Genomic DNA, 22101 nt, shown 5'->3' with positions numbered 1-22101 from the left:
AAGCCGCGGCGCGACAGATCGGCACTGATGCGGCGGTTCGCATATTGCGCTTGTGACTTGTCACAAAGACATGAAAGAGAAGGACTGACTGCTTTATTGCCGATGTACTTTCCTGAAGGCATAGCTCACCCATAACGTAAATCATCGTGCATAGAAAGCCGCCGCATAACGATAACTCGCGGGGAAGAACGTCAATCGAGAAGAAGAGTATCGCCTGCGGCGCCAGATGGCAAATGTTGAACCGGTCAATGACGATGGAAATTACTGTTCAGAATTCATTCGCAAAGAGGCAATGAAATGAGAATTGAATTGTGAATTAATGTGACAACGTTGCGAGATTAACTCATTGCACTGAGTGATTTAAAAAAATTGACTTGCGACGCCCGAAAAAAAGCGGCTATGCTCATATCACTCGCCGGCACGGTGAGGATTCCGGAAGAACACGCAGTGGCATTGAACGCGCTATCGCGAACTGGTACGCGCGTCCTCGCTTTTCAATAACGACAAAAGACATTTCCGCGGAATTAAGTTGCAGCACAGCATCGGTATTACGCAATCGACGTCAGGACCGGTGCCATTGCATCGTCCTGTTCATTTTCCACGGAGAAACCGAGATGATTGATGTGTCCACGCCACGCATGACCAAGGTGCTGGCCGGCTCCGCGCTGTCGCTGTTCGCCGTTGCCGCCATGGCGGACGATACGCTGGGCCTGTCGGAAAGTCTGTATTCGATCGGCGCCCCGGAAATCACCCAGGCATCCGGAGCCGGCGCAAGCCCGTGGCATTTTTCCGTTGGAGCCGGGGTGGTGAACATGCCGAAATTCCCCGGCGCGAGCGGCACGAAATGGGAAGTGGTGCCGACGGTCAGCGCGAATTACGACCGCTTCTTTATCGGCGCCAATCCGGATGCGGCTTCGCTGCTGTCGCTCGGCGGCTATCTGTATCGCGACAGTAACTGGCGCATCGGCGCGGCCCTGACTTACGATTTCATCCAGCCGCGCAGCGAGTCCGACGACGCGCGGCTGCGCGGTCTCGGCGACGTCAAGCGTACCGCGCATGCCGAACTGTTTGGCGTCTATATCTATCAGTTCATTTCGGCGCGCGCGAGCGTATTGACCGATATCGCCGGCAACGATCGCGGCACGGTCGCGACCTTCGACGTGCTCGGCAGCTATCAGCCGATTCCGCAATTGACGCTCACCGCGGGGCCCGGTTTGACCTGGGCGAGCAGCAAGTACAACCAGACCTATTTCGGCGTGACGTCGGAGCAGAGCGCACGCTCGGGACTGCCGGAGTTCTCGGCCGGTTCCGGTCTGAACCAGTTGCGCTTTTCGATAAACGGCGCGTATCGGATCGCGGCACGCTGGAATGTCGGCGCGAGCGTTTCGTTCGCATGGCTGCGCGGCGATGCGGGCGACAGCCCGATCACCGAGAAGACAAGTCAGATAACGTACGGCCTGTTCGCCAATTATCTGTTCTAGCCGGTTCATCGAATAGTCGAGCAATCATCGTCGAACGGTAAGCCCACCTGTGTCCGATTGTTCAGGCACAGGTGGGCTTCTTTCATTCAGCGAGCGATAAAGGCCACTTTGTTTAACACCGTTTCTCCGGCAATGTCGCATCAACTCTTCCGCGCAAGCAGCGCCTGAATCTTTGCCTCGGTCTGCGCATAGTCGCCTTCTCCGAAGTGCGAATAGACGATCTGCCCTTTCTTGTCGATCAGATAGAACGCGGGCCAGTACTGATTGTTATAGGCATTCCACGTCGCATACTGATTGTCCTGCGCGACCGGGTAGCTGATGCCGAGCCGCTTGATCGCGGTCTTCACGTTACCGGTGTCGCGCTCGAACGGATACTCGGGCGTATGCACGCCAATGACCGTGAGTCCCTGATCCTTGTATTTCTGGTTCCAGCTTTTCACATACGGCAGTGTGTTCGCGCAATTGATGCAGCTATAGGTCCAGAAATCGACCAGTACCACCTTGCCGCGCAATTGCTGCAGTTTCAGCGGTTCGCTATTGAGCCATTGCGTGATGCCGGTGAACTCCGGCGCGGGCGGATCGTTTTCCAATGGCGCGGCGATGGCGGCAGTACTGGTGGCGGCCGTCGCGGCGAATGCACTGAAAGCGGCGGCAAGAGCGAATGTCCTGAGTCGGGCGTTCATGTCAAAGTCCTTTGAGTGAGGGGAAAAGCGCGGCGAGCCGGGCGTACAGCAGCACGTCGTATTGCAGATAGATGGCGAGTGCCGTCAGCATCACCAGTACGCCGAATACCTGTTGCAGACGATGCGCATGGCGCGATACGGCGCGTACATGCCGGGTCACGTAATGTCCGCCGTAGATGATCGCGAGCATCGGAATCGCGGCGCCGATCGCATACAGCGTGAGCAGCAGCGCCGACCAGCCGAGGTCCTGTGCCTTGACCACGAGCACGAGGATCGACGCGAGCACGGGCCCCGCGCAGGGTGTCCATACCGCGCCGAGTGACATGCCGAGCACAAAGCCGCCGGCGTTGCCGCTGCCGGGCTGACTGCCCGGTGCAATGGCCGCGCCGATGCGTTCGAGCGGCCCCTGCACTCGCGCGACGAGCCAGTCGTAGGGCCGGGGCCAGACGCGCATGAGGCCGGACAGTGCGAGCAAGGCGATACCCGTGTTGCGCAGCACCTGCTGCGCGACGTGGACGGTGCTGGACACCGCGCCTAGCAGCAAGGCGAACGACGCGAAAGTCAGAATAAAGCCGGCGACGATAAAGAGCGGTCGTGTACGGCTCGGCTGTTCGACCGACGTGCCGAGCAGAATCGGCATGACCGGCAGGACGCAGGGCGATGCGATCGTGAGCAGGCCCGCGAGCAGGGCGAGCGGCGTTTCGAGCGTGCTGTGCATGGTGGGCGTTCCGGTGGGCGGGTATGGCCGTATTGGAACGCCCGCGCGTATCTGGTTTATGTCGCGGGAATGAGGCGTGTGCAATGTTTTGTGTCTGCGTACCGGGTAGATACATTGCGACACAAAACGGCGGGCGGACGCAGCGTGGATGCGCCTTTACGCGCTGTGCGAACGTGCGATCAGCGAGTTTTGCGCTTTCGTGCCGTATTTGCCGATGGTCTCGCCGCCCGTTTCTTCGTTTCAGGCGGCGAGAACATCGGCATGCGCTCCTGAATCCAGCGCAGCAATTCGAGCGGAGCCGGGGCGAGCGGCCGGCCGGCTTTGACCAGTACTCGCGCCTGTGCGCCCGAGAAGAGCGGATGCACAACCGGCACGGTGGTCAATTCGCCGCTCGCGATTTCGCGGTATGCGGCGAATTCGCCGATCAGCGTCATGAAGTTCTCCATCGTCACGAATCGCTTGAGTCCGCTCAGCGAATTAGTCGTTAGCGTCGCGCGGATCGAAACGTTCTCCGCCAATTCGGTCATCTTGACGACATGACCAATGCCGAATGTCGAGGGCATCAGCGCAAGAGGGTAGGCGCGCAGATCGTCGAGCGTGGCGGGGCGTTTCCTTTTAGCGAGCGGATGATCGCTTCTCAACAACAGCACGACGGGTTGCGAACAACTGGCGCGGGACTCGATGCGCGGATGCGGCGGCGGATTGTAGGCGAGCCCGATATGTACGCGGCTTTCCGCGATTTCTTCCTGGATTGCATCGACCGCGAGCATGTCCATGGCGATTTCCAGTTCCGGATATTGCGCACAGAACGGCGCGAGCACGTTGTCGACGAGCGTATCGACGAAGCCTTCGCTGACCGCGAGCCGGATATGCCCTCGCTGAAGACCTTTTAGCGCATGCAGCTGATCTTCGAGCTTCTCCTGCTGCGAGCGGTAGCCGCGCCAGAATTCGAGCAGGTGCATGGCGGCTTCGGTCGGCTTGACGCCACGCGGCTGACGCTCGAACAGCACGGTGCCGAGTTCGTCTTCGAGCAGCTTGATCTGCCGCGTAATCACCGACGGCGACGTATTGAGGTTCTCGGCTGCGCCGCGAATCGTACCGTGGGTCAGGACTTCGTTGAAGTACCGAAGGCGTTGCTGGTTGATCTCTCGCATGGGCTCACTCGACCGCGGTTAATGCGTTGCTCATTGGGCAACGATATGTGAACTTAGTTGCTCTTGCTGTCAGTGGTTGGGGCTGCCATTATGTATCTAAGCCTTGCGACAGCGGCAATTCACCGGTCCTGCCGGCAAAGCACTGCGTTTCAGATTCGCGCGGTTGCGCTTTACCGCCTTTACCACCCTTACCGCTTTTACCCATTCATGTTCGTTCCGTTCGCGTTGCGATTGCGTGCGGTGGCATCGTCATGCCGTCGATTTTTGCCGCTGCACGAGAGACGGGCGCACGGGCCGGATGAGTCATTCAAGGAGAATCAGCATGTCGGATCAGATCAATAGTCGGCGCCGTCGTTTTCTCGGAACGGCCGTGGCGGGTATCAGCCTGCTCGAACTGGGACTGAGCGGAATCGCGCATGCGCAGTCGACCGACGCGACCGGCATCGCGAAAGCGGGGCCGCGCGTTACTTCGTTCGAGAAGATTCGCTCGATCGATGCCGGCACGCTCAATATCAGCTATGCGAAAGCGGGTCCGCAAAACGGGCCGGTGGTGATTCTGCTGCATGGCTGGCCTTACGACATCTACAGCTTCGCCGAGGTGACGCCGCTGCTCGCGGCCGCGGGTTATCGCGTGATCGTTCCTTATCTGCGTGGCTATGGCCCGACGCGTTTCCTTTCCGCCGACACGCCGCGCAACGGTCAGCAGGCCGTGGTTGCCGTCGACATCGTCAATCTGATGGACGCGTTGAAGATCGACAAGGCCGTGCTCGGCGGTTTCGATTGGGGCGCACGCACGGCGAACATCATCGCGGCGCTGTGGCCACAACGCTGCAAGGCGATGGTCTCGGTGAGCGGTTATCTGATCGGCAGCCAGCAAGCGAACCGCGCGCCGTTGCCGCCGCAAGCCGAACTGGCCTGGTGGTATCAGTTCTATTTCGCCACGGAGCGCGGCCGCGCCGGGTATGAGGCGAACCGTCACGACTTCAACAGGCTGATCTGGCACACGGCCTCTCCGAAATGGAACTTCGACGATGCGACGTTCGAGCGTACCGCCGCATCGTTCAATAACCCGGACCACGTTGCTGTGGTGATTCACAACTACCGCTGGCGTCTCGGTCTCGCGCAGGGCGAGCCGCAATACGACGAACTCGAAAAGCGTCTCGCGACGGCATCGGCCATTGCCGTGCCGACCATCACGCTCGAAGGCGATGCCAACGGCGCGGCGCATCCGGAACCGGCTGCGTACGCGAAGAAGTTTACCGGCAAATACGAGCACCGCAATCTGAGTGGTGGTATCGGCCATAACCTGCCGCAGGAAGCGCCCAAGGCATTTGCGCAGGCTATTGTCGATGTGACGCGTATGACGTAATGCGGGCCGGCGAGTGCCGGCTGACTATTGCGGTTTCAGATCCGAACCCCAAGAGTTCAACACCGGCTTCTGGGTTTTTTTATGGGCGCGAGTCGCGAACGAGATGTGAGAGCGAGATGTGCGAACAAGATTAGTGGACAAAGCAGGGAACACGCAGAGCCGCTTTTTGTATCGCAATGTATCAGCCTCGTACGTAGACAAATACGCTTGCATAAAGGGGAGAAACGAAAACATTCCAGATACGTTGGCGCGCTCAAATGTCTTCACGCAAGGTTGATTCGCAACGTTGCGTGAATCAGGCGGGACATGAAGGCATATCGGCTTCGGTGGTCCGGTGTTCCGCTCAACCCTTGAATCCCGTGTATTCAGATATCTGGAGAGAACTCATGAAATTCGTTCAATCGCTGATCGTCGCCGCTCTCGTTGCCGTTCCTGTCGCTTCGTTCGCGCAATCGCAACATGAAGTCACGCGTGCCGAAGTGCGCGCGGAACTGGTCCAGTTGCAGAAGGCCGGCTACAACCCCGCGAGCGACAACGCGCAATACCCGCGCAACATCGAGGCGGCCGAGGCACGCATCAATGCCGGCAACAACGCAGCGGTCAATGCATATGGCGGCGTGGCGCAGAGCAACTCGGGCAGTTCGGCCGCGGGTTCACAGGCGTATGCGCCGATGAATCGCGCGGCGCCGGACCAGCCCGACATCATCGGCCTTGGTCCGATCTACGCGCATTGAAGTACGGCGTGTGCTCAGATCGCAATCGACGGAATGCTCTTCATGCAGCGCAGCGCGAACATCGAGCGGCTATGGCGAATGCCTGCGATCTTGTAGAGCTTTTCGCGCAGGAAGCGCTCGTAGCCCGCGGTGCCGTCCACGGCGACCTTGACGAGATAGTCGTAGTCGCCGGACACGAGATACGCTTCGAGTACTTCGCTGAGTGTCGCGAGTTCGGCGCCGAAGCGCGCGAGCGCGTCGTCGTCGTGGCGGTCGAGCGTGACTTCGAGCAGCACGATGTCGGCGAAACCGAGTTTCTGCTGATCGAGCAACGCGACATAGCCGCGTATATAGCCTTCGCTTTCGAGCTGGCGCGTGCGATTCCAGCAGGCCGTGGTCGACATGCCGACCAGCTCGGCGAGTTCCGCGTTGCTGAGGCGAGCGTTCTTCTGCAACGCGCGCATGATCTTGCGATCGAGCTGGTCGAGCGGGCGGTTTCGGGTCGTCATTGGCGTGAATGGAAGAATATTCCTTAAAAATTCATTATAGATGTAGATCGTCCCGAAGCAGCACCGCAACGCGATGTCTTTAAGAAGCCTATCCAGCGGGGCTCCCGGTATATTTTCTCCATGCATTCATGCCCGGGACAACCGTCCGGGCCGCGGGTCTCGCACTCAGCGGTCTGTTGCGGCCACAAGCCGCGCTCCGGTGTCTCGCCGTCTTCACAGGAAGGCGGCACGCGGGCGAATTCCGGCGCTACCCGTGCCGGAAGGCGCGCCCGCCGGGCATGGACGCATGTCATCGCAAGCGACTATCGCAAGGCTTGCATTTGCATTGCCCCCACCCTGGCCTCTGCCCCTGCATACCGCGAATCGCCCGCCATCAAGGCAGGTTCTCGCGCAACACGATACTGAACTGCACCGGCTTCACGTCGCTCAGTGCATCGCGTTTCTCGTGCACGTTGCGGAAAATTCGCAGACAGTTGCCGACCATGGCTTGCGGCGTTTGCGTAATCAGCGCATCCATCGTGCCTTCGATCAGCAATGCGCGCGTATCGGGCGTCAAGCCATGTCCAATGAACAGGATCTTCTGTTCCGAACGCGCTTCGACGATCGCGCGCGCGACGCCGTCCGAACCGCCGCCGCTGTTATAGATGCCCGCGAGATCGGGGTGCTCTTCGAGCAGCTTGCGCGTTTGCCTATAGTTGCGCTCGCTATCGTCGTGACCTTCGCGCAGTCCTATGACGCGCACTTGCGGAAAGGTCGATTCGATCAGATGCAGAAAGCCGATTTCGCGTTCCTCATGCCCGCGATAGTTGAGGCTGCCCGCCAGCATCGCAATCTTGCCGCTCGGCCGCGGGCCCATGAAACGGCCTAACAGCAACGCCGCGGTGCGTCCCGCCGAACGGTTGTCGATGCCGACATACGCGAGCCGCCGCGAATTCGACAGATCCGAAATCAGCGTAATCGCCGGTACGCCCTGGTCCGCGAGCGTATTGACCGCGTCGCGCACGACCGGATGTTCGAGCGCCATGAACACGACACCATCGGCACGTTGCCCGTAATACAGCAGACGGTCCGCGAGTTCGTTCGGATTGAAACTCTCGACGTAGTGCGCGCGGCACTTCATGTCCAATGCGCTCCACTGTTCATGGGCGAATTCGATGTAGTCGCCGAGCATGTGCAGATAGCGATTGGTGCCTGCGGGCAACAGAAACGCGATGCGCATCGGCCTTGCCGTCGCGACGGTGGGCGCATCCGGCGTAAGCAGATAGCCGAGCTGCGCGGCCGCTTGCAGCACGCGCTGCGCGGTGACGGCGCGCACGCCTTCGCGGCCGTTGAGCACGCGATCGACCGTGGCGGTCGATACGCCGGCCGCGCGCGCAATGTCGGGAATGCGTGCGCGCGCGTTGAGCGGCGCGGTTCCGGTGAGATGACCCGGTTCTGACATGGTAGTCCTCAACAGATGAGGTCCATCAAAAAACATCAAGCTCGCGGTTTGACAGCGGTTGCCGCGAGCGCCTAGTCTTGCAGCTATCGCACGACATCGCAACGCGCTTGACCGGAAATCAGCGCGTTGCAGCGGGTGATGATGAATTTTGATGGATTCGACAGTCACATCAATTATAAGCAGCAAACCCCATGCATGGGATAGGAGACGCTCATGACCAACCTCGCGAGACGCAGCCTGCTGCGTGCCGCAGCCGCCGTGCCGGTGGCCAGTACGCTGGGATTCCCGGCGATCGTACGTGCGGCATCCGGCCCGGAGTTCGTGTTCAAGTACGGCAATAACCTGCCGCTCACGCATCCGCTGAACGTGCGCGCTCAGGAAGCGGCGAATCAGGTCCGCGAGGCGTCCAAAGGGCGCATGGAGATCCGGATCTTCCCGAATAACCAGTTGGGCGGCGATACCGACATGCTCGCGCAGGTGCGCAGCGGCGGCATCGAAATGTTCACGCCGTCGGCGCTCGTGGTATCGACGCTTGCGCCGTCGGTCGCGATCAATGCGGTCGGCTTTGCGTTCGCCGATTACGACCAGGTATGGCGCGCGATGGACGGCAAGCTCGGCGCCTATGTGCGCGGGGCGATGCAGAAAGCCGGGCTCGAATCGTTCGAGAAGATGTGGGACAACGGCTTTCGTCAGACCACGACGAGCACCGCGCCGATCGTCAACGCGCAGAACATGCGCGGACTGAAGATTCGCGTGCCGGTGAGTCCGCTCAGCATCGATCTGTTCAAGGGGCTCGGCGCGGCGCCGACCAGTCTGCAATTCAGCGAAGTGTATTCGTCGTTGCAAACGCGCATTGTCGACGCGCAGGAAAATCCTCTGCCGATCGTGCTGGTTGCCAAGCTCTACGAAGTACAGAAGTACTGCTCGCTGACCAATCACCAATGGGACGGCTACTGGTTCGTGCTGAACCAGCGCGCGTGGCAGCGCTTGCCGAAAGACCTGCAGACGATTGCGAGCGACGCCTTCAACCAGGCGGCGATCAAGCAGCGCGAGGACGTCCGCAAGCTGAACGATGCGGCCGTCGCCGATCTGCAAAGCAAGGGTCTCGCGATCAATCGTCCGTCGCCCGACACGTTTCGTGCCGCGCTGCGTCAGGCCGGTTTCTATAGCCAATGGAAAGGCCGCTTCGGCAACGACGTGTGGGATCTGCTCGAGCAATCGGTCGGTAAGCTCGCGTGAGCGCGCCGGGTTCCGGCGAGCATCGGACGACGCGCGGCGCGCGGCCGCAAGGAGACAGCACGATGTCGAATCACGCATTGAATCCGGCGGAAGCGGCTGCGCCGTTGCACGCGGCGAGCCTGCCGCGGCGCTGGCTGCGCAGTTTCGATCGCGGTTTGATCGCGCTCGTCGAAGTGTGCGCCGCGACCTTGCTCGCGATCGAAATCGTCGTGATGCTGGCGGGTGTCGTGTCGCGTTACGTATTGCATGAGCCGCTCGTGTGGTCCGATGAACTGGCCGGCATTCTGTTTCTGTGGCTCGCGATGCTCGGTGCCGTGCTCGCGTTGCGGCGCGGCGAACATATGCGCATGACGGCGCTCGTCAGCCGTTTGTCGCCGCGAGCGCGCGCGTTCGTCGATACGCTCGCGATCGTCGCGTCGATCGCCTTGCTCGCGCTATTGATTGCGCCGGCTTACGATTACGCGTCGGGCGAAGCGGCGATCGTCACGCCCGCCTTGCAGATCAGCAATGCGTGGCGCGCGCTGGCCTTGCCGATCGGCGCGGTGTTGATGCTGCTGGTCGGCGTGATCCGCCTCGCGCAGGTGAGCCGCGTGCTCGACGTGCTGATCGTGCTGGCGATTGCCGCCTTGCTCGGCGCGGTGGCGGTGTTCGCGGGAGACTGGTTTCAGACGCTCGGCAAAGCCAACCTCGTGATCTTTTTCGTCGGCGTGGTGGCGGTCGGCATTTTCTCGGGCGTGCCGATCGGCTTTTCATTCGCACTTGCGACATTCGGTTATCTCGGCCTCTCGACCTATACGCCTCTCGAAGTGATGGTCGGCCGCATGGACGAGGGCATGTCGCATCTCGTGCTGCTCGCCGTGCCGCTGTTCGTCTTTCTCGGCCTGCTGATCGAAATGACCGGCATGGCGCGTGCGATGATCGAATTTCTCGCGAGCCTCGTCGGTCACGTGCGCGGCGGTCTGTCGTTCGTGCTGATCGGCGCAATGTACCTGGTGTCGGGCATTTCGGGTTCGAAAGTCGCGGACATGGCGGCCATCGCACCGGTGCTGTTTCCGGAGATGAAAAAGCGCGGTGCCTCCGAAGGCGACCTCGTGGCCTTGCTCGCGACGACCGGCGCGCAAAGCGAAACGATTCCGCCGAGCATCGTGCTGATTACGATCGGCTCGGTAACGGGGCTGTCGATTTCCGCGCTGTTCACGGCCGGCATGTTGCCGGCCGCGGTATTGGCGCTGATTCTGTGCGTCGTCGTGTGGTGGCGTTATCGCAAGGAAGACCTGAGCGGTGCGCAGCGTTACACGCGCAAGCAGATCGGGCGGATGTTCGTCGTGTCGTTCCCCGCGCTTGCCTTGCCGTTCGTGATTCGCCTGGCCGTGGTCGAAGGCATTGCAACGGCCACCGAGGTCTCGACGATCGGCATCGTCTATTCGATGCTGACCGGGCTGCTGATTTACCGGCGCTTCGAGTGGCGCCGGCTCGGCCGCATGCTTGTCGACGCGGCCACGCTGTCGGGCGCGATTCTGTTCATCATCGGCTGCGCGACCGCGATGGCCTGGGCGCTCACGCAATCGGGCTTCTCGCAGGACCTTGCGCAACTGATGGGTTCGATGCCGGGCGGCTCGTACGGTTTTCTCGCGATCTCGATCGTCGTGTTCGTGATGCTCGGCAGCGTGCTCGAAGGGATTCCCGCGATCGTATTGTTCGGGCCGCTGCTGTTTCCGATCGCGCGGCTCGCCGGGGTGCATGAAGTGCATTACGCGATTGTCGTGATTCTCTCGATGGGTGTCGGCCTGTTCTCGCCGCCGTTCGGCGTGGGTTACTACTCGGCGTGCGCGATCAGCAAGGTCAATCCCGATGCGGGCATTCGGCCGATCATCGGTTATATGAGCGCATTGATCTTCGGTTTGCTGCTCGTCGCGGCGATTCCGTGGCTATCGATCGGATTCCTCTAGACAGTTCTTACTTCACTGACATTCGGGCGCTGCGTTGCACGGCGCCGGGGTGTCGCTCGTCCTTCAAAACCCGCAGCAACGGGAGAGTTTCATGAGTCGTTTCTTTGGCGAAATCCGGCAGGCAGGCTACGTGGTGCGCGATATCGAGGCCGCGATGGACTACTGGAGCCGCGTGCTCGGCGTGGGCCCGTGGTTTTACAACGAACGCGTGCCGATCGAAAACTACACGTATCGCGGGCAGCGCTATGAAGTGCACAACTCGGTTGCGCTCGCGAACTCGGGACCGTTGCAGGTCGAATTGATCCAGACGCGCAACGACGCGCCCTCGATGTATCGCGACTTTCTCGCCGCGGGCCATACGGGCTTGCAGCACAACGCGTACTGGACCACGTCGTTCGACGCCGATCTCGCGCGTTTGCAGGAGCAGGGCTTCAAGGTTGCGATGAGCGGCGAGGTGGGGCGCAACGGCCGCTTCGTCTACTTCGATACCGAGAATCATCCGGGCACGGTGGTTGAACTATCGGAAGTCGCGGGGCCGAAGGGCAAGCTGTTCGACATGATCTACGCGGCCTCGCGCGACTGGGACGGCCGCGAGCCGGTGCGTCCGTTTCCCGATCTGAGCACGCTATGAACGTTATTCAGGCGCAGCGGCCAGTCGATAGCGATACGCTCGAAGCCGACTATCTGATCGAAACGCCGCTCGATCCCGCGCGCGTCGCGGACGTGATGGCCGGCGAGCAATCGAGCGGCACCTTCGTGCGCGTCGCGAACGAATCCGATGCACTGCGCGCGCGCAGCCGCGCCAACGTGCTGCATATCGAAGAGCTCGAAGCCGCCGCGCAACCGAGTCTGCTGAGCGCATGGCTCACGCGGCAGCGCACGCCGGGGCCGTGGCGTCGCGCGCGCATTAAGCTGTCATTTCCGCTGGCCAACATCGAGGCGAATCTGCCGACGCTGGCCGCGACCGTCGCCGGCAATCTGTACGACCTCGGCGAAGTGACTGGCATGCGGCTGCTGTCGCTGCGTTTGCCGGCCGCGTATCGTGCGCGTTTCGAGTTGCCGCGTCATGGCGTGGCCGGCACGCGTGCGCTGACGCAAGTCAGCGGCCGGCCGATGATCGGCACGATCATCAAGCCGAACGTCGGCCTCAGCGCGGACGAAACGGCCGCACTCGTGCGCCAGTTGTGCGAGGCGGGCGTCGATTTCATCAAGGATGACGAAGTTTGTGCGAACCCTGCGCATGCGCCGCTTGCCGAACGCGTGCGCGCCGTCATGGCCGAGGTGCGCGCCTATCGCGAACGCAGCGGCAGGCCCGTGATGGTCGCCTTCAACATTACCGACGATCTCGACGCCATGCGCCGTCATGCGGACCTCGTCGAGCGCGAGGGCGGTAGCTGCGTGATGGCGAGCATCAACTGGTGCGGCTTCTCGGCGATCCAGACGTTGCGCCGTGCCACGCCGCTCGTGCTGCATGCGCATCGCAACGGCTACGGGATGATGTCGCGCGACCCGGCGCTCGGCATATCGTTTCAGGCGTATCAGACGCTCTGGCGTCTCGCCGGTGTCGATCATATGCACGTGCATGGGCTGGCCGGCAAATTCGCGCAGAGCGACGCCGAGGTGATCGAGTCGGCGCGCGACTGCGCGCTGCCGCTCGCGCCCGGCTGCGACGACAGCGTGCTGCCCGCGTTTTCGTCGGGGCAATGGGCGGGTACCGCGCAAGCGACATACGACGCCGTGCATTCGACCGATCTGCTCTTCATGTGCGGCGGCGGCATTCTCGCGCATCCGGACGGTCCGGCTGCGGGCGTTCAGAGCGTGCGCCAGGCGTGGGCGGCGGTGCAAGCCGGCACGCCGCTCGCGAGTTACGCGCAGAACATGCCGGAATTGCAGCGCGCGCTGACGTTCTTCGGCGGCCGGGGTTGAGGGCGATGCCAGGCGCAGAAGAGATGAACAGTTCGCGCGATTCAGGCACGGACTACGCGTTCTACGGCGACGACTTCACCGGCGCGACCGATACGCTCGCGCATCTCGCACGCGCGGGCTTGCGCGCGATGCTGTTTTTCACGCCGCCCGATGCGGCGCGTCTGTCGATGCTGGGTCAACTCGACGCAATCGGCGTCGCGGGCGCGGCGCGCACGATGGCGCCGCCCGCGCAACAGCAGGAGCTTGCGCGTGTCGGCGCCGCATTCGCCGCGCTCGGTGCGCGCGTGATTCACTACAAGGTGTGCTCGACCTTCGATAGCGCGCCACATACCGGCAGCATCGGCGTGGCGATTCGCACGCTGCGCGAGTACTGTGCGAATGAACTCGTTGCGATCGTCGGCGGGCAGCCGAATCTGCGGCGCTATTGCGTGTTCGGTCAACTGTTCGCCGCGGCGGGCGCGGACGACGAACAGCCCTCGATCTATCGGATCGACCGTCATCCGACGATGAGCCGCCACCCGGTCACGCCGATGAACGAAGCGGACCTGCGTGTGCATCTGCAGCGTCAGGGTATCGAGCGGGTGCGGTCGATCGACTGGCGGTGCTATGCGGCAGGCGAAGCGGCATTGCAGGCCGAGGTACGCCGCGAACTCGATACGAAGCCCGAGGTACGGCCCGACGCGTTGCTGTTCGATGTACTCGACGATACGCATTTGCGCGCCATCGGCAAGGTCATCGTGCATTATGCGGCGAGGTCGGCGCCATTGCTCGCGGTCGGGGCGAGCAGCGTTGCGCAGGCTTATGCATCGGCGTGTGGAGTGCGCGGCAATTCCGATGTAGAGAACGAGGCCACCCCAGCATTGGCGCGCGCACGCGGCCCCGTATTCGTGCTGGCCGGCAGCCTCTCGCCCTTGACGGAAGTGCAGATCGGCGCCGCGCATTCCTATTTGCGAGTAGAGCTCGACCCACACAAGATGACGGGCGATACGGCAGCGGCCTATCTGGCGGATCGTGTCGCGGCCATTGCCGGACCCTTGCGCGACGGGCGCAACGTGCTGGCGTTTACGACACGAAAGGTATCGCACGCGACGCCAGTCGCTCAGGCGGCGAGTGGCGAAAATACGGCGAATGCCGACAACGAAAACGAAGCCACGCCACCGTCCCAACTCGCGCATGCGTGCGCGACGCTATTGCAACAGGTACTCGGCGCGGTGCGATTGCAGCGTATCGGCATCGCGGGCGGCGATACGTCGAGCTTTGCGGTGCGTGCGCTGGACGCGTGGGGACTGTCCTATCTCGCGCCGCTTTCGGCGGGCGTGACCGTGTGCCGTCTGCATTCCGATCGCGCCGAACTCGACGGCATGGAGACCATGCTCAAAGGCGGCCAGATGGGCGACGCCGATCTGTTCGAGCAGTTGATCGACGGTTATGCGGGCTAGCGCACATCGGCAATCGGCCGCACGATCGCCACGATCGGTACGCGGCCGACACCGCCGGTAGGGCCGTCGCCCCACGAGCGGCTATGCGGCCGGAGCGGCGCCCGTCTCACACAAAAGAACATCAGGCGGGTGCGCTCTTTCCAATTGCGGACACTTCGCGCGTCCTATAGATAGGTTCCGGTGATACGGCCTTCGAAGATGGCGGTATTGATGTCCCAATCGTCGACGTGACCCGTCGAAGTACCGTCCACGGTGACGACCACCGAGCGGCCACCGCGCAGGATTTTCATCTGTTCGACGGTGAGGGCTTTTTCGGCGGATGCGTCGTCTGCGCGATGCGGCAGGTCCTTGATGATGACAGTGGTTTTCATGGCATTACTCCTTGAGATCGAGAGGCGAGCACAGTGCAGCGCCCGTCTGGATTTTTGCAAGGCATATGCCAACGTGCCGAGGTGTGATGTGGAAAAGCGGTCACTCGCCGCCATGCGCATCCAGACAGGGATGCGCGCGCCCACCTCGCCGAATCGCGCGGATCGGGCCGGCGCATGCGAGGCGAAGTGTTCGTGCGAAGCCCACGTATTGCGCGTGCATGGTGGATTTGCCGCACCGCTTCGCGAAAAGCGGACAGCGACACGACGCATGGCGGAAAGTGGGATTGGCATGGAAACGGCACGCGCGAAGCGCGCGTGCCGTGGCGATGAAAAGCGGTGGGCGGTTCCGGCGGCGTTACCGCTTCGGCTTCAGGGCGGCATTGCCGATAGACAGATGCGCAGCGGGAAAGCCGGGTGGATAGTCGACGACACGCGTTGCGGCCGGCACGAGCGGCGCGGCGAGATTCGAGCGCGCCCCGATGCGCGCCCCGCCGACGATCGCGGCCATTGCCTCACGGTCGAGTTCGACACTTTCGGTCAGGTCCTTGATGACAAGCTTGGTCATGAGGGCTCCAGAAAAGCAATGAGGCGGCTCGGCCCGTCGAGGGTCCAGCCGCCGCGTTGGCGGAATGTTTGGCCTGTCGTTCGATGTACTGAGGTCTCGACGCACTTCGAGTATAGGAAATCCGTGTGCGGCCTGGGGCATGTCAATACAGCGGCAGTGCCGGAACCCCCGTTCCCGCGCTGCTGCATGCGCTTACACGGCGGCGTAGTTGGCGCCCCACAGCGTGGGGTCGACGTTGAGCTTCAGCGGCACGAAGCCCGCGCCGATCACGCCGATGTTGTTGAGTGCCGCGACGTTCACGTTTTGCTGCTGGAAGAGGCTCTGGTTCACCGTCACGTTGACGTTGGCAATGCCGGCGAGGCTGCCCAACGGCAAGCCGGGCACGCTGCCGCCGGTCCCGCCGGCAAGCGCGGACATGGCCCGGCGGTCGAGTTCGCGGGTGCCGGGCAGATCGCGAATCATGAGGGATGACATGATGTTTCTCCAAGGGTGCGCGAAAAGCGGAGACGAATGGCGTGCGGCGAAGCGGCCCGCGTGTGCGGGTGCTTCGCCGCGTCGCGCATTACATGTGGATGTTGTTGTTCGACGTCACGAACGGATCGTTCGTCGAGGTGATGCCGGCGGCGAACGCAACGTTGTTGCCGTTGGCGTTCTGCTGGTTCAGTTCGTTGCTGATCAGTTGCGTGGCGGTGAGGTTCTTGCTGTTGTTCGGAGCGACGATCGGGCTGAAGTTGTAGTACAGGCTCGGGCCGAAGCCGCCGCGCACGGCACGCATGGCCTGGCTGTCGAGTTGTTCGGTGACGGACAGATCCTTGATCATGAGCGTTTTCATGGTGAGTCTCCAGAAAGAAGTCATCGCAATGTTGCGAGTGGTGTTGAGCAACCTGTTTGCTCGGATATCACTCATGCACAGGCTGTGCCAGATTTGCTCAAGTATCCTGATGAAATGCCGGGAGTCTCGATTAACAGGGCGTTCCGGCGTGAAGCAGTCCCGGCGTGCCGTGCGTCCGCGCGGCTGATCGGGCGGCAAGCGGTGGTGTCTCTCCGACAGACGGTGCAATCCTGTTGGTTCGCATACGACACTCGCGTCACGCGCGTGCATGGCGTCGCGAGGGTCATTGCCGGTTTGCGAAAGCGCGGACCGGGAGCTAGTATCGAAGCGGCACATGTAACTGGTTACGACAGGTTTCTTATCGACCCGCGTGGCGTCGGTCGCATGCGACACGGTCCAGCGGCAACGGCGGTGCTTCGCACAAATGGCTAGCCTTGCGCGTGTGATTCACGATTTCCAGAGCGGCGAGCTGTCTCGTGACGAGTTCGTCGCCCGGCTCGACAGCGCGTTGAAGGCCGAGCAACTCGGTTCGACGCAGTTGCTGGAGATGCTGGGTGCCGCGCATCGGCAAACGCCATTGCCCGAGGAGTTGTATCTGGAAGTACGGCGGCGTATCGAGTTGCTGCGCTTATCGAACGTCGCGGCAGGCGGCGAGGAAACCGGCATCCAGACGACGGTGGAGATTCCGTCGCTGCGTTCGGGCAGCGCCGGTGTTGCGGGCGTTTCGGGTGTTTCGGGGACGGCGGACAATGCTTCCGCGCACGACACGATCAAGGGCATCGGCGATACGCTCAACAACCGTTTCGTGCTCGAGGAGTGCCTGGGCGTCGGCGGCATGGGCACCGTGTACAAGGCGCTCGATCTGCGCAAGCTCGAAGCATCGGATCGCAAGCCGTATCTCGCGATCAAGGTACTCAACGTCCAGTTCCGCGGCAATCCGAATTCGCTCGTCGCGTTGCAGCGCGAGGCGCGCAAGGCGCAGGTGCTCGCGCATCGCAACATCATCACGGTGTACGACTTCGATCGCGACGGGCCGATCGTCTATCTGACCATGGAGTACCTGAGCGGCAAACCGCTCAGCCAGTTGCTGCGCACGCCCGGCTATCAGGGCATGCCGGTGCGCGCGGCACTGCCGATCGTGCGCGGCATGTGCGCGGCGCTCGCGTATGCGCACGAGCGCGGCTTCGTCCATTGCGATTTCAAGCCCGCCAATGTGTTTCTGACGACGAACGCCGAAGTAAAAGTGATCGACTTCGGCATTGCGCGCGTATTCCAGCGGCCGGAAGAGGAAAGCGATGCGACGGTATTCGACCCCGGCACGCTCGGCGCGTTGACACCCGCGTATGCGAGCCCGGAGATGATCGAGCATGGGGAGCCCGATCCGCGCGACGATATCTATGCGCTCGGCTGCATCACGTACGAACTGTTGACCGGCCATCATCCGTTCGATCGGCTGTCCGCGACGCAGGCGCGCAATGCCGATTTCAAGCCGCAGCGTCCACCGAATCTCGACTCGCGGCAATGGCGCGCGCTGCGCGCTGCACTGTCGTTCGATCGCGCGACGCGGATGCCAAGCGTCGTGCGCTTTATCGCCGAGTTCGACAATGAAGCGCGCGCCGAGAAGTCGGGCACGCTCGCGAAGGCGGGACTCGCGGGGCTCGCCGTGGTTTGCGCGGCGGCGGTCGGCATTTTCGCGCTGCGTTCCGGGCCGAGCCGCGAGAGCGAGCCGCGAACCGACCAGGTCGATCGCGTGGGCGGAGCGTCGGCAATCGTGTCGTCGAACAGTACGGCGCAGACGTCGCCCGCTTCCGCGGTAACTTCTGGAGCAACTTCCGCGGTAACGAATGAAGCAGCTAATGCATCGGCAAACGCGGGGTCTTCTTCGTCTGCGCCGTTGCCACCGGCTTCACCGCCGCCGCCCGCTCCGAAGCCCGCGTTGACGCTAGCCGCGATTACACCGGTGCTCGCGCAGGTGCCGTGCTCGGCGCTATCGGCCGGGGTGCAGGATCACGCGCTGACGGTGCGAGGTTTCGTCTCGCAGCGTGATGGCGCCGCGCATCTGAAGGACACGTTGGCGGCGTTGCCGGGCGTCGATACGTTGACGCTCGACGTCCAGCCGCTCGCCGACGATAAATGCGACACCGTCAAAACGCTCGCGCCGTACTGGATGCGTAACTGGCAGCAGGGCCGCGTCGCCGCGCTGCACGTGCGGCCGCCGAGCGGTTTATTGAGCGATGGCGATGCACTCGTCGTCGACGTGAATACGCCCAACTTCGATTCGTTCGTGAGCGTCGACTATTACCAGCTCGATGGCCGCGTCGTACACATGGTGCCGAGTCCACGCGCGAAGGACAATCAGGCGCCGCCGAACTACTCGGCGACGATCGGTGGCGCGGACGACTGGATCATTTCGAAGCCATTCGGCTCGGAGATGGTGGTGCTGCTGATTACGCCGGTGCAGCTCTTCGACAAGCTGCGTCCGGAAAGCGAATCGCGCGCGGATTATCTGCGTGCGCTCGATGCGCGACTCGCACAAATTGGCGGTAAATACGGGCAAGACCATATCTTCGCGGATTTCGCGCCGATTACGACGAAGCCGCGTATGCCGTGAAGTCGCGATAGGGGGTGCAGTGCGAATGCGCAATGCCGTGAGTCGAGCCTGTGAGGAAAGAATGGCAATCGCCGGCGCAATCGTAAGCGCGCGAGCCGAAGCGCACTGCAACCGCGCTTCGGTGCCTTGTGCGTAGCCTCGAAGCTCAAGCGCCTTAGCGCAGATCCTTCACGACACGAAAACCATCCTGCGATTGGCGCACGCCCGCGCTGTACTTGAAGCGCGTTGCACTGAGCATGTAATTGCCGCCCTCGCGCCACGAGCCGCCGCGAATGACGCGCATTTCGCAGGCCGGGCTGTCCCATGCGTGGCCGTCGGCAGGCGCGCCCTGATACGAGTTGTGCCAGCAGTCGGCGGTCCATTCCCAAACGCCGCCATTCATGTCGTACAGGCCGAGCGGATTCGGCATGTACGAGCCGACGCTCTCCGGTCCTTCCTTGTGCCACGGGTCGCCGCAATCCTTGCAATTGGCGGTGCCCTTGCGCATCTGTTCGCCCCACCAGTACGCGGTCGTGGTGCCGGCGCGGTCCGCGTATTCCCATTCGGCTTCGGTGGGCAGGCGGTATGGTTTGCCCGTGGTTTTGGCGAGCCATTTGACGTATTGCTGCGTGTCGTCCCAACTGAGGTCGCGTGCGGGCGCGGCCTTGTTGGTATTGCTTTCGGGCGTGAGCTTTTGACATGCATTCGCGGCCACGCAGGCATTCCATTGCTCGACCGTCACCGGGTATTTGCCGATCGCGAACGATGCACCGATGCTCACGTGATGAACGGGCTTTTCCGATGGGTCGTCGGTGTTGCTGCCCATGGCGAACGAGCCGGCGGGTATCGCGATCATGATCGGACAGGTCGCGCAATCGCGTATTTCGCCGGCAGTCGGCGGATGGGCGACGGTTTTCTGCACGAGCGGGGCGGCGGTTGCAGCGGCGGCGGGCGGCGGCGCGGAAGGAGCGGGTTGTGCGGGTGATGCCGGTGTTGTGTGGGCGGGCGCCGGGGTTGCGGCACTCGCTTGTGCGGTAGTGGTCGTGCGTGTGGCGGGTGCCACCGTGGCGGCTTGAGAAGCCTGGCTGCTTTTCGCCGCGGGTGCAACCGCGGACGCCGCAGGCGCCGCACCGACCGTGGCATTCGAGGCGGCCGCCGCGCGCAACCGGTCGATCCGCGCATGCGCGAGCGTGGCGAAGCGGCCATCCGGATAGGCCTTCAGATAAGCCTCGTAATCGGCGGGGTAGTTGCTGTCCTTGATCGAATTCCAGAACGTGATTTCGTATTGCTCGTTGCTGTCTTTGGGCAGAAGGCCGCGGCTGCGCAGTGCGATGACGTCACGATCCGATGCGCCCGGTCGCGACACGGCGTCTTCGCTTACCGGCTCGACGGCGGAAAGCGCGGCCGTGGTCCACGGTTGTTGCGCACCGTGCGTTGCCTCGCGAACTTCGGCGGCGACGCGTGGCAGCAGGTCGGCAAGCGATTGCGACGGCGCATTTCGCAGTGCGCGCAGCCATGCGGCGGTATAGACGCCGTGACGCGGACCGTCCGCCGCAAAACTGCCCGGCGCGGTGGCATATGCAATCACCGTGTTGGCAGGCAGCGCCGAGGTACTCATGGTTGCCGCCGCGGGTGTAAATGGATTGTTCAGACAGGTATCGAGAATCACGAGGTTGAGCCGGCCGGCGCGCGACGATTGCATCGCATGCAGGACGGTATTCAGATCGACGCCGCTCCTGAGCAGTGAAGCAGGCGCGTGCAATAGCGCGTCTGCTTCGGGCTGCGCCGGCACAAGCAGCGTTTGCTGTTCTATTTGCAGGGCGTGCCCGGCGAAATAGAACAGTGCGATATCGCCTGTTTGCAAGCGCTTTGCGAATTCGTCGATGGCTTGCCGCATTTGCGACGGGGTCGTATTCGTGCGGGAAATGACGTCGAAGCCGCGCGCGCGTAGTACATCGCGCATCGCCTCGGCATCGCGCGGCGCGTTGTCGCGAAGCGGTTCCAAAGGATTGCCGTATTCGCCATTGCCGATTACTAGCGCAATACGTCGTGCGTGCTCATTGCCGCGCGATGGAGTAAGTGGCGAGAACATCGGCGCATTTTTTTTCCTCTCCGCCGAAGTACTCGCAACCGCGCTCGCGACAGTACTCACCGCGCTACTCGCGCCGATATTCTCACGTTCCGTCGCGGCAATAGAGACGCCCGACTGCGCGTGAATTGCCCCGGCCATGCACACCAGCAGGAATTTTCGCCACATCTTCATATCCTGTTTGTACCGGACAGAATTCAGGTATTCGAGGACCGCGTGGTTCGCGGTATCCGCTGAAATACGGCGGGGAAGCATCGATGCCGCTATCGGACATTGACCCGCAACCTGTCAATAACGATAGCACGCGCTTTGCACGTCACCACTGTCCGGAAGCGCTCGGCGCGTCATACGGTTAACGAGTATCGCGTATCTTTTTCGCAAGTTACGTCCTAAGCTGATTCACAAAGTCGCGCCGCATGGTCGTTTTAAGTAGGCGGCAGTCCGGACATCCGGGTTCGCGACATGCCGCTGGAACGCCCGGAAGGCCATGCGCGGCCGGGCCTGCCATGACCCCTCTTCGGGAGAGTGAGCGATGCGAAGAACCCGTATTCCCCATCTTTCCAGCCGGCTTGCGGCGCGCGCGCGTGGCGGCGCATTGCGCATGAGCTTGTGCGTGGCGGCCGTTGCGGTATTCACGAGCGTCGGGCCAAGCGGTGCCGCCTATGCCGAGCAGACGCCGTCGCCGCCGGGGGCGGAAGAGTACATCATCTGGCCGCCGGACGGCGCGGTGATTCATGGCGGCAAGCTCTGGGTGCGCATGGGCTTGCGCAATATGGGCGTGTGTCCGAAAGGCGTTGCGATTCCGAATACCGGCCACCATCATCTTCTGATCGACACGGACTTGCCGCCGCTCGATCAGGAGATTCCCTCGGACCGGCAGCATCTGCACTTCGGCGCCGGCGAAACCGATGCGCGTATCGAGTTGCCGCCTGGCAAGCACACGTTGCAACTGATACTCGGCGATCACAATCACGTACCGCACGTACCGCCTGTGTATTCGAAGAAGATCACCATCACCGTGCTGAAAGACTAG

The 22101-nt window shown here is 62.3% G+C and carries 21 protein-coding genes; 10 read left to right on the top strand and 11 right to left on the bottom strand.

Annotation, left to right across the window (positions count from 1 at the left end; genetic code table 11):
* The first annotated feature begins 614 nt into the window (after positions 1 to 614).
* Positions 615 to 1481 (top strand): MipA/OmpV family protein, encoded by an 867-nt coding sequence (locus tag GXB81_RS13330; protein WP_205989369.1) that lies wholly within the window; start codon positions 615 to 617, stop codon positions 1479 to 1481.
* 140 nt (positions 1482 to 1621) lie between these two features.
* Here the strand turns inward: GXB81_RS13330 and GXB81_RS13325 are convergent, their stop codons facing one another.
* The 3 genes from GXB81_RS13325 to GXB81_RS13315 form a co-directional block, all read right to left on the bottom strand.
* Entirely contained in the window at positions 1622 to 2164 is a 543-nt protein-coding gene (locus GXB81_RS13325) for a thioredoxin family protein (protein WP_205989368.1), read from the bottom strand.
* 1 nt (position 2165) lies between these two features.
* Positions 2166 to 2882 carry a cytochrome c biogenesis CcdA family protein gene (locus GXB81_RS13320; protein ID WP_205989367.1) on the bottom strand — a complete coding sequence of 239 codons (717 nt, stop codon included), beginning with the start codon at positions 2880 to 2882 and terminating at the stop codon, positions 2166 to 2168.
* A 179-nt stretch (positions 2883 to 3061) separates the two neighbouring features.
* Positions 3062 to 4036: a LysR family transcriptional regulator gene (locus GXB81_RS13315; RefSeq protein ID WP_205989366.1), complete on the bottom strand. Its 975-nt coding sequence runs from the start codon at positions 4034 to 4036 to the stop codon at positions 3062 to 3064.
* Positions 4037 to 4358: 322 nt separating this feature from the next.
* On the opposite strand from GXB81_RS13315, the gene GXB81_RS13310 reads away from it, so the two are divergent.
* Together GXB81_RS13310 and GXB81_RS13305 are read left to right on the top strand one after the other, a co-directional pair.
* Positions 4359 to 5405, top strand: a complete 1047-nt coding sequence (locus GXB81_RS13310) for an alpha/beta hydrolase (RefSeq protein ID WP_205989365.1) — start codon at positions 4359 to 4361, stop codon at positions 5403 to 5405.
* Positions 5406 to 5791: 386 nt separating this feature from the next.
* Positions 5792 to 6139, top strand: a complete 348-nt coding sequence (locus tag GXB81_RS13305; protein ID WP_205989364.1) for a DUF4148 domain-containing protein — start codon at positions 5792 to 5794, stop codon at positions 6137 to 6139.
* A gap of 14 nt (positions 6140 to 6153) precedes the next feature.
* Here the strand turns inward: GXB81_RS13305 and GXB81_RS13300 are convergent, their stop codons facing one another.
* Positions 6154 to 6627, bottom strand: a complete 474-nt coding sequence (locus GXB81_RS13300; protein ID WP_167042629.1) for an Lrp/AsnC family transcriptional regulator — start codon at positions 6625 to 6627, stop codon at positions 6154 to 6156.
* 373 nt (positions 6628 to 7000) lie between these two features.
* Positions 7001 to 8068 carry a LacI family DNA-binding transcriptional regulator gene (locus GXB81_RS13295; protein ID WP_167042627.1) on the bottom strand — a complete coding sequence of 356 codons (1068 nt, stop codon included), beginning with the start codon at positions 8066 to 8068 and terminating at the stop codon, positions 7001 to 7003.
* 213 nt (positions 8069 to 8281) lie between these two features.
* Here GXB81_RS13295 and GXB81_RS13290 point away from each other — a divergent pair, with 213 nt between their 5' ends.
* The 5 genes from GXB81_RS13290 (at position 8282) to GXB81_RS13270 (ending at position 14621) form a co-directional block, all read left to right on the top strand.
* On the top strand, positions 8282 to 9307 hold the full coding sequence (locus GXB81_RS13290) for a TRAP transporter substrate-binding protein (protein ID WP_167042625.1): 1026 nt from the start codon (positions 8282 to 8284) through the stop codon (positions 9305 to 9307).
* A gap of 62 nt (positions 9308 to 9369) precedes the next feature.
* On the top strand, positions 9370 to 11256 hold the full coding sequence (locus tag GXB81_RS13285; RefSeq protein ID WP_205989363.1) for a TRAP transporter large permease subunit: 1887 nt from the start codon (positions 9370 to 9372) through the stop codon (positions 11254 to 11256).
* Between the two features lie 91 nt (positions 11257 to 11347).
* Positions 11348 to 11887: a VOC family protein gene (locus GXB81_RS13280; RefSeq protein ID WP_167042621.1), complete on the top strand. Its 540-nt coding sequence runs from the start codon at positions 11348 to 11350 to the stop codon at positions 11885 to 11887.
* On the top strand, positions 11884 to 13182 hold the full coding sequence (locus tag GXB81_RS13275) for a ribulose-bisphosphate carboxylase large subunit family protein (RefSeq protein WP_205989362.1): 1299 nt from the start codon (positions 11884 to 11886) through the stop codon (positions 13180 to 13182). The genes GXB81_RS13280 and GXB81_RS13275 overlap by 4 nt, the downstream gene beginning before the upstream one ends.
* 23 nt (positions 13183 to 13205) lie before the next feature.
* Positions 13206 to 14621 carry a four-carbon acid sugar kinase family protein gene (locus GXB81_RS13270; RefSeq protein ID WP_241016349.1) on the top strand — a complete coding sequence of 472 codons (1416 nt, stop codon included), beginning with the start codon at positions 13206 to 13208 and terminating at the stop codon, positions 14619 to 14621.
* On the opposite strand, the gene GXB81_RS13265 is transcribed toward GXB81_RS13270, so the two are convergent.
* From GXB81_RS13265 to GXB81_RS13245, 5 genes are all read right to left on the bottom strand, one after another.
* Entirely contained in the window at positions 14618 to 14743 is a 126-nt protein-coding gene (locus tag GXB81_RS13265) for a DUF3309 family protein (RefSeq protein ID WP_167042616.1), read from the bottom strand. The genes GXB81_RS13270 and GXB81_RS13265 overlap by 4 nt on opposite strands.
* A 42-nt stretch (positions 14744 to 14785) precedes the next feature.
* Positions 14786 to 14992: a hypothetical protein gene (locus GXB81_RS13260; RefSeq protein ID WP_205989360.1), complete on the bottom strand. Its 207-nt coding sequence runs from the start codon at positions 14990 to 14992 to the stop codon at positions 14786 to 14788.
* Between the two features lie 355 nt (positions 14993 to 15347).
* Positions 15348 to 15557, bottom strand: coding sequence for a hypothetical protein (locus GXB81_RS13255; protein WP_205989359.1), 210 nt, complete (start codon positions 15555 to 15557; stop codon positions 15348 to 15350).
* Between the two features lie 192 nt (positions 15558 to 15749).
* Positions 15750 to 16031 (bottom strand): hypothetical protein, encoded by a 282-nt coding sequence (locus tag GXB81_RS13250; RefSeq protein WP_205989358.1) that lies wholly within the window; start codon positions 16029 to 16031, stop codon positions 15750 to 15752.
* A gap of 88 nt (positions 16032 to 16119) precedes the next feature.
* Positions 16120 to 16389: a hypothetical protein gene (locus GXB81_RS13245; RefSeq protein WP_167042609.1), complete on the bottom strand. Its 270-nt coding sequence runs from the start codon at positions 16387 to 16389 to the stop codon at positions 16120 to 16122.
* Between the two features lie 424 nt (positions 16390 to 16813).
* Between GXB81_RS13245 and GXB81_RS13240 the strand changes: the two genes are divergently transcribed.
* Complete coding sequence (locus GXB81_RS13240) at positions 16814 to 19000, top strand: serine/threonine-protein kinase (protein WP_205989357.1); 2187 nt, start codon at positions 16814 to 16816, stop codon at positions 18998 to 19000.
* 154 nt (positions 19001 to 19154) lie between these two features.
* Here the strand turns inward: GXB81_RS13240 and GXB81_RS13235 are convergent, their stop codons facing one another.
* The gene (locus tag GXB81_RS13235) at positions 19155 to 21236 is read right to left on the bottom strand and encodes an SUMF1/EgtB/PvdO family nonheme iron enzyme (RefSeq protein ID WP_205989356.1); all 2082 of its coding nucleotides are present in this window, start codon (positions 21234 to 21236) and stop codon (positions 19155 to 19157) included.
* A gap of 433 nt (positions 21237 to 21669) precedes the next feature.
* On the opposite strand from GXB81_RS13235, the gene GXB81_RS13230 reads away from it, so the two are divergent.
* On the top strand, positions 21670 to 22101 hold the full coding sequence (locus GXB81_RS13230) for a DUF4399 domain-containing protein (protein WP_240158978.1): 432 nt from the start codon (positions 21670 to 21672) through the stop codon (positions 22099 to 22101).

Source organism: Paraburkholderia sp. Ac-20336, from assembly GCF_017105025.1.
Taxonomy (GTDB): Bacteria; Pseudomonadota; Gammaproteobacteria; order Burkholderiales; family Burkholderiaceae; genus Paraburkholderia.
Note: the sequence above shows the minus strand (reverse complement) of the source record. Positions and strands in the feature narration are given on the sequence as shown.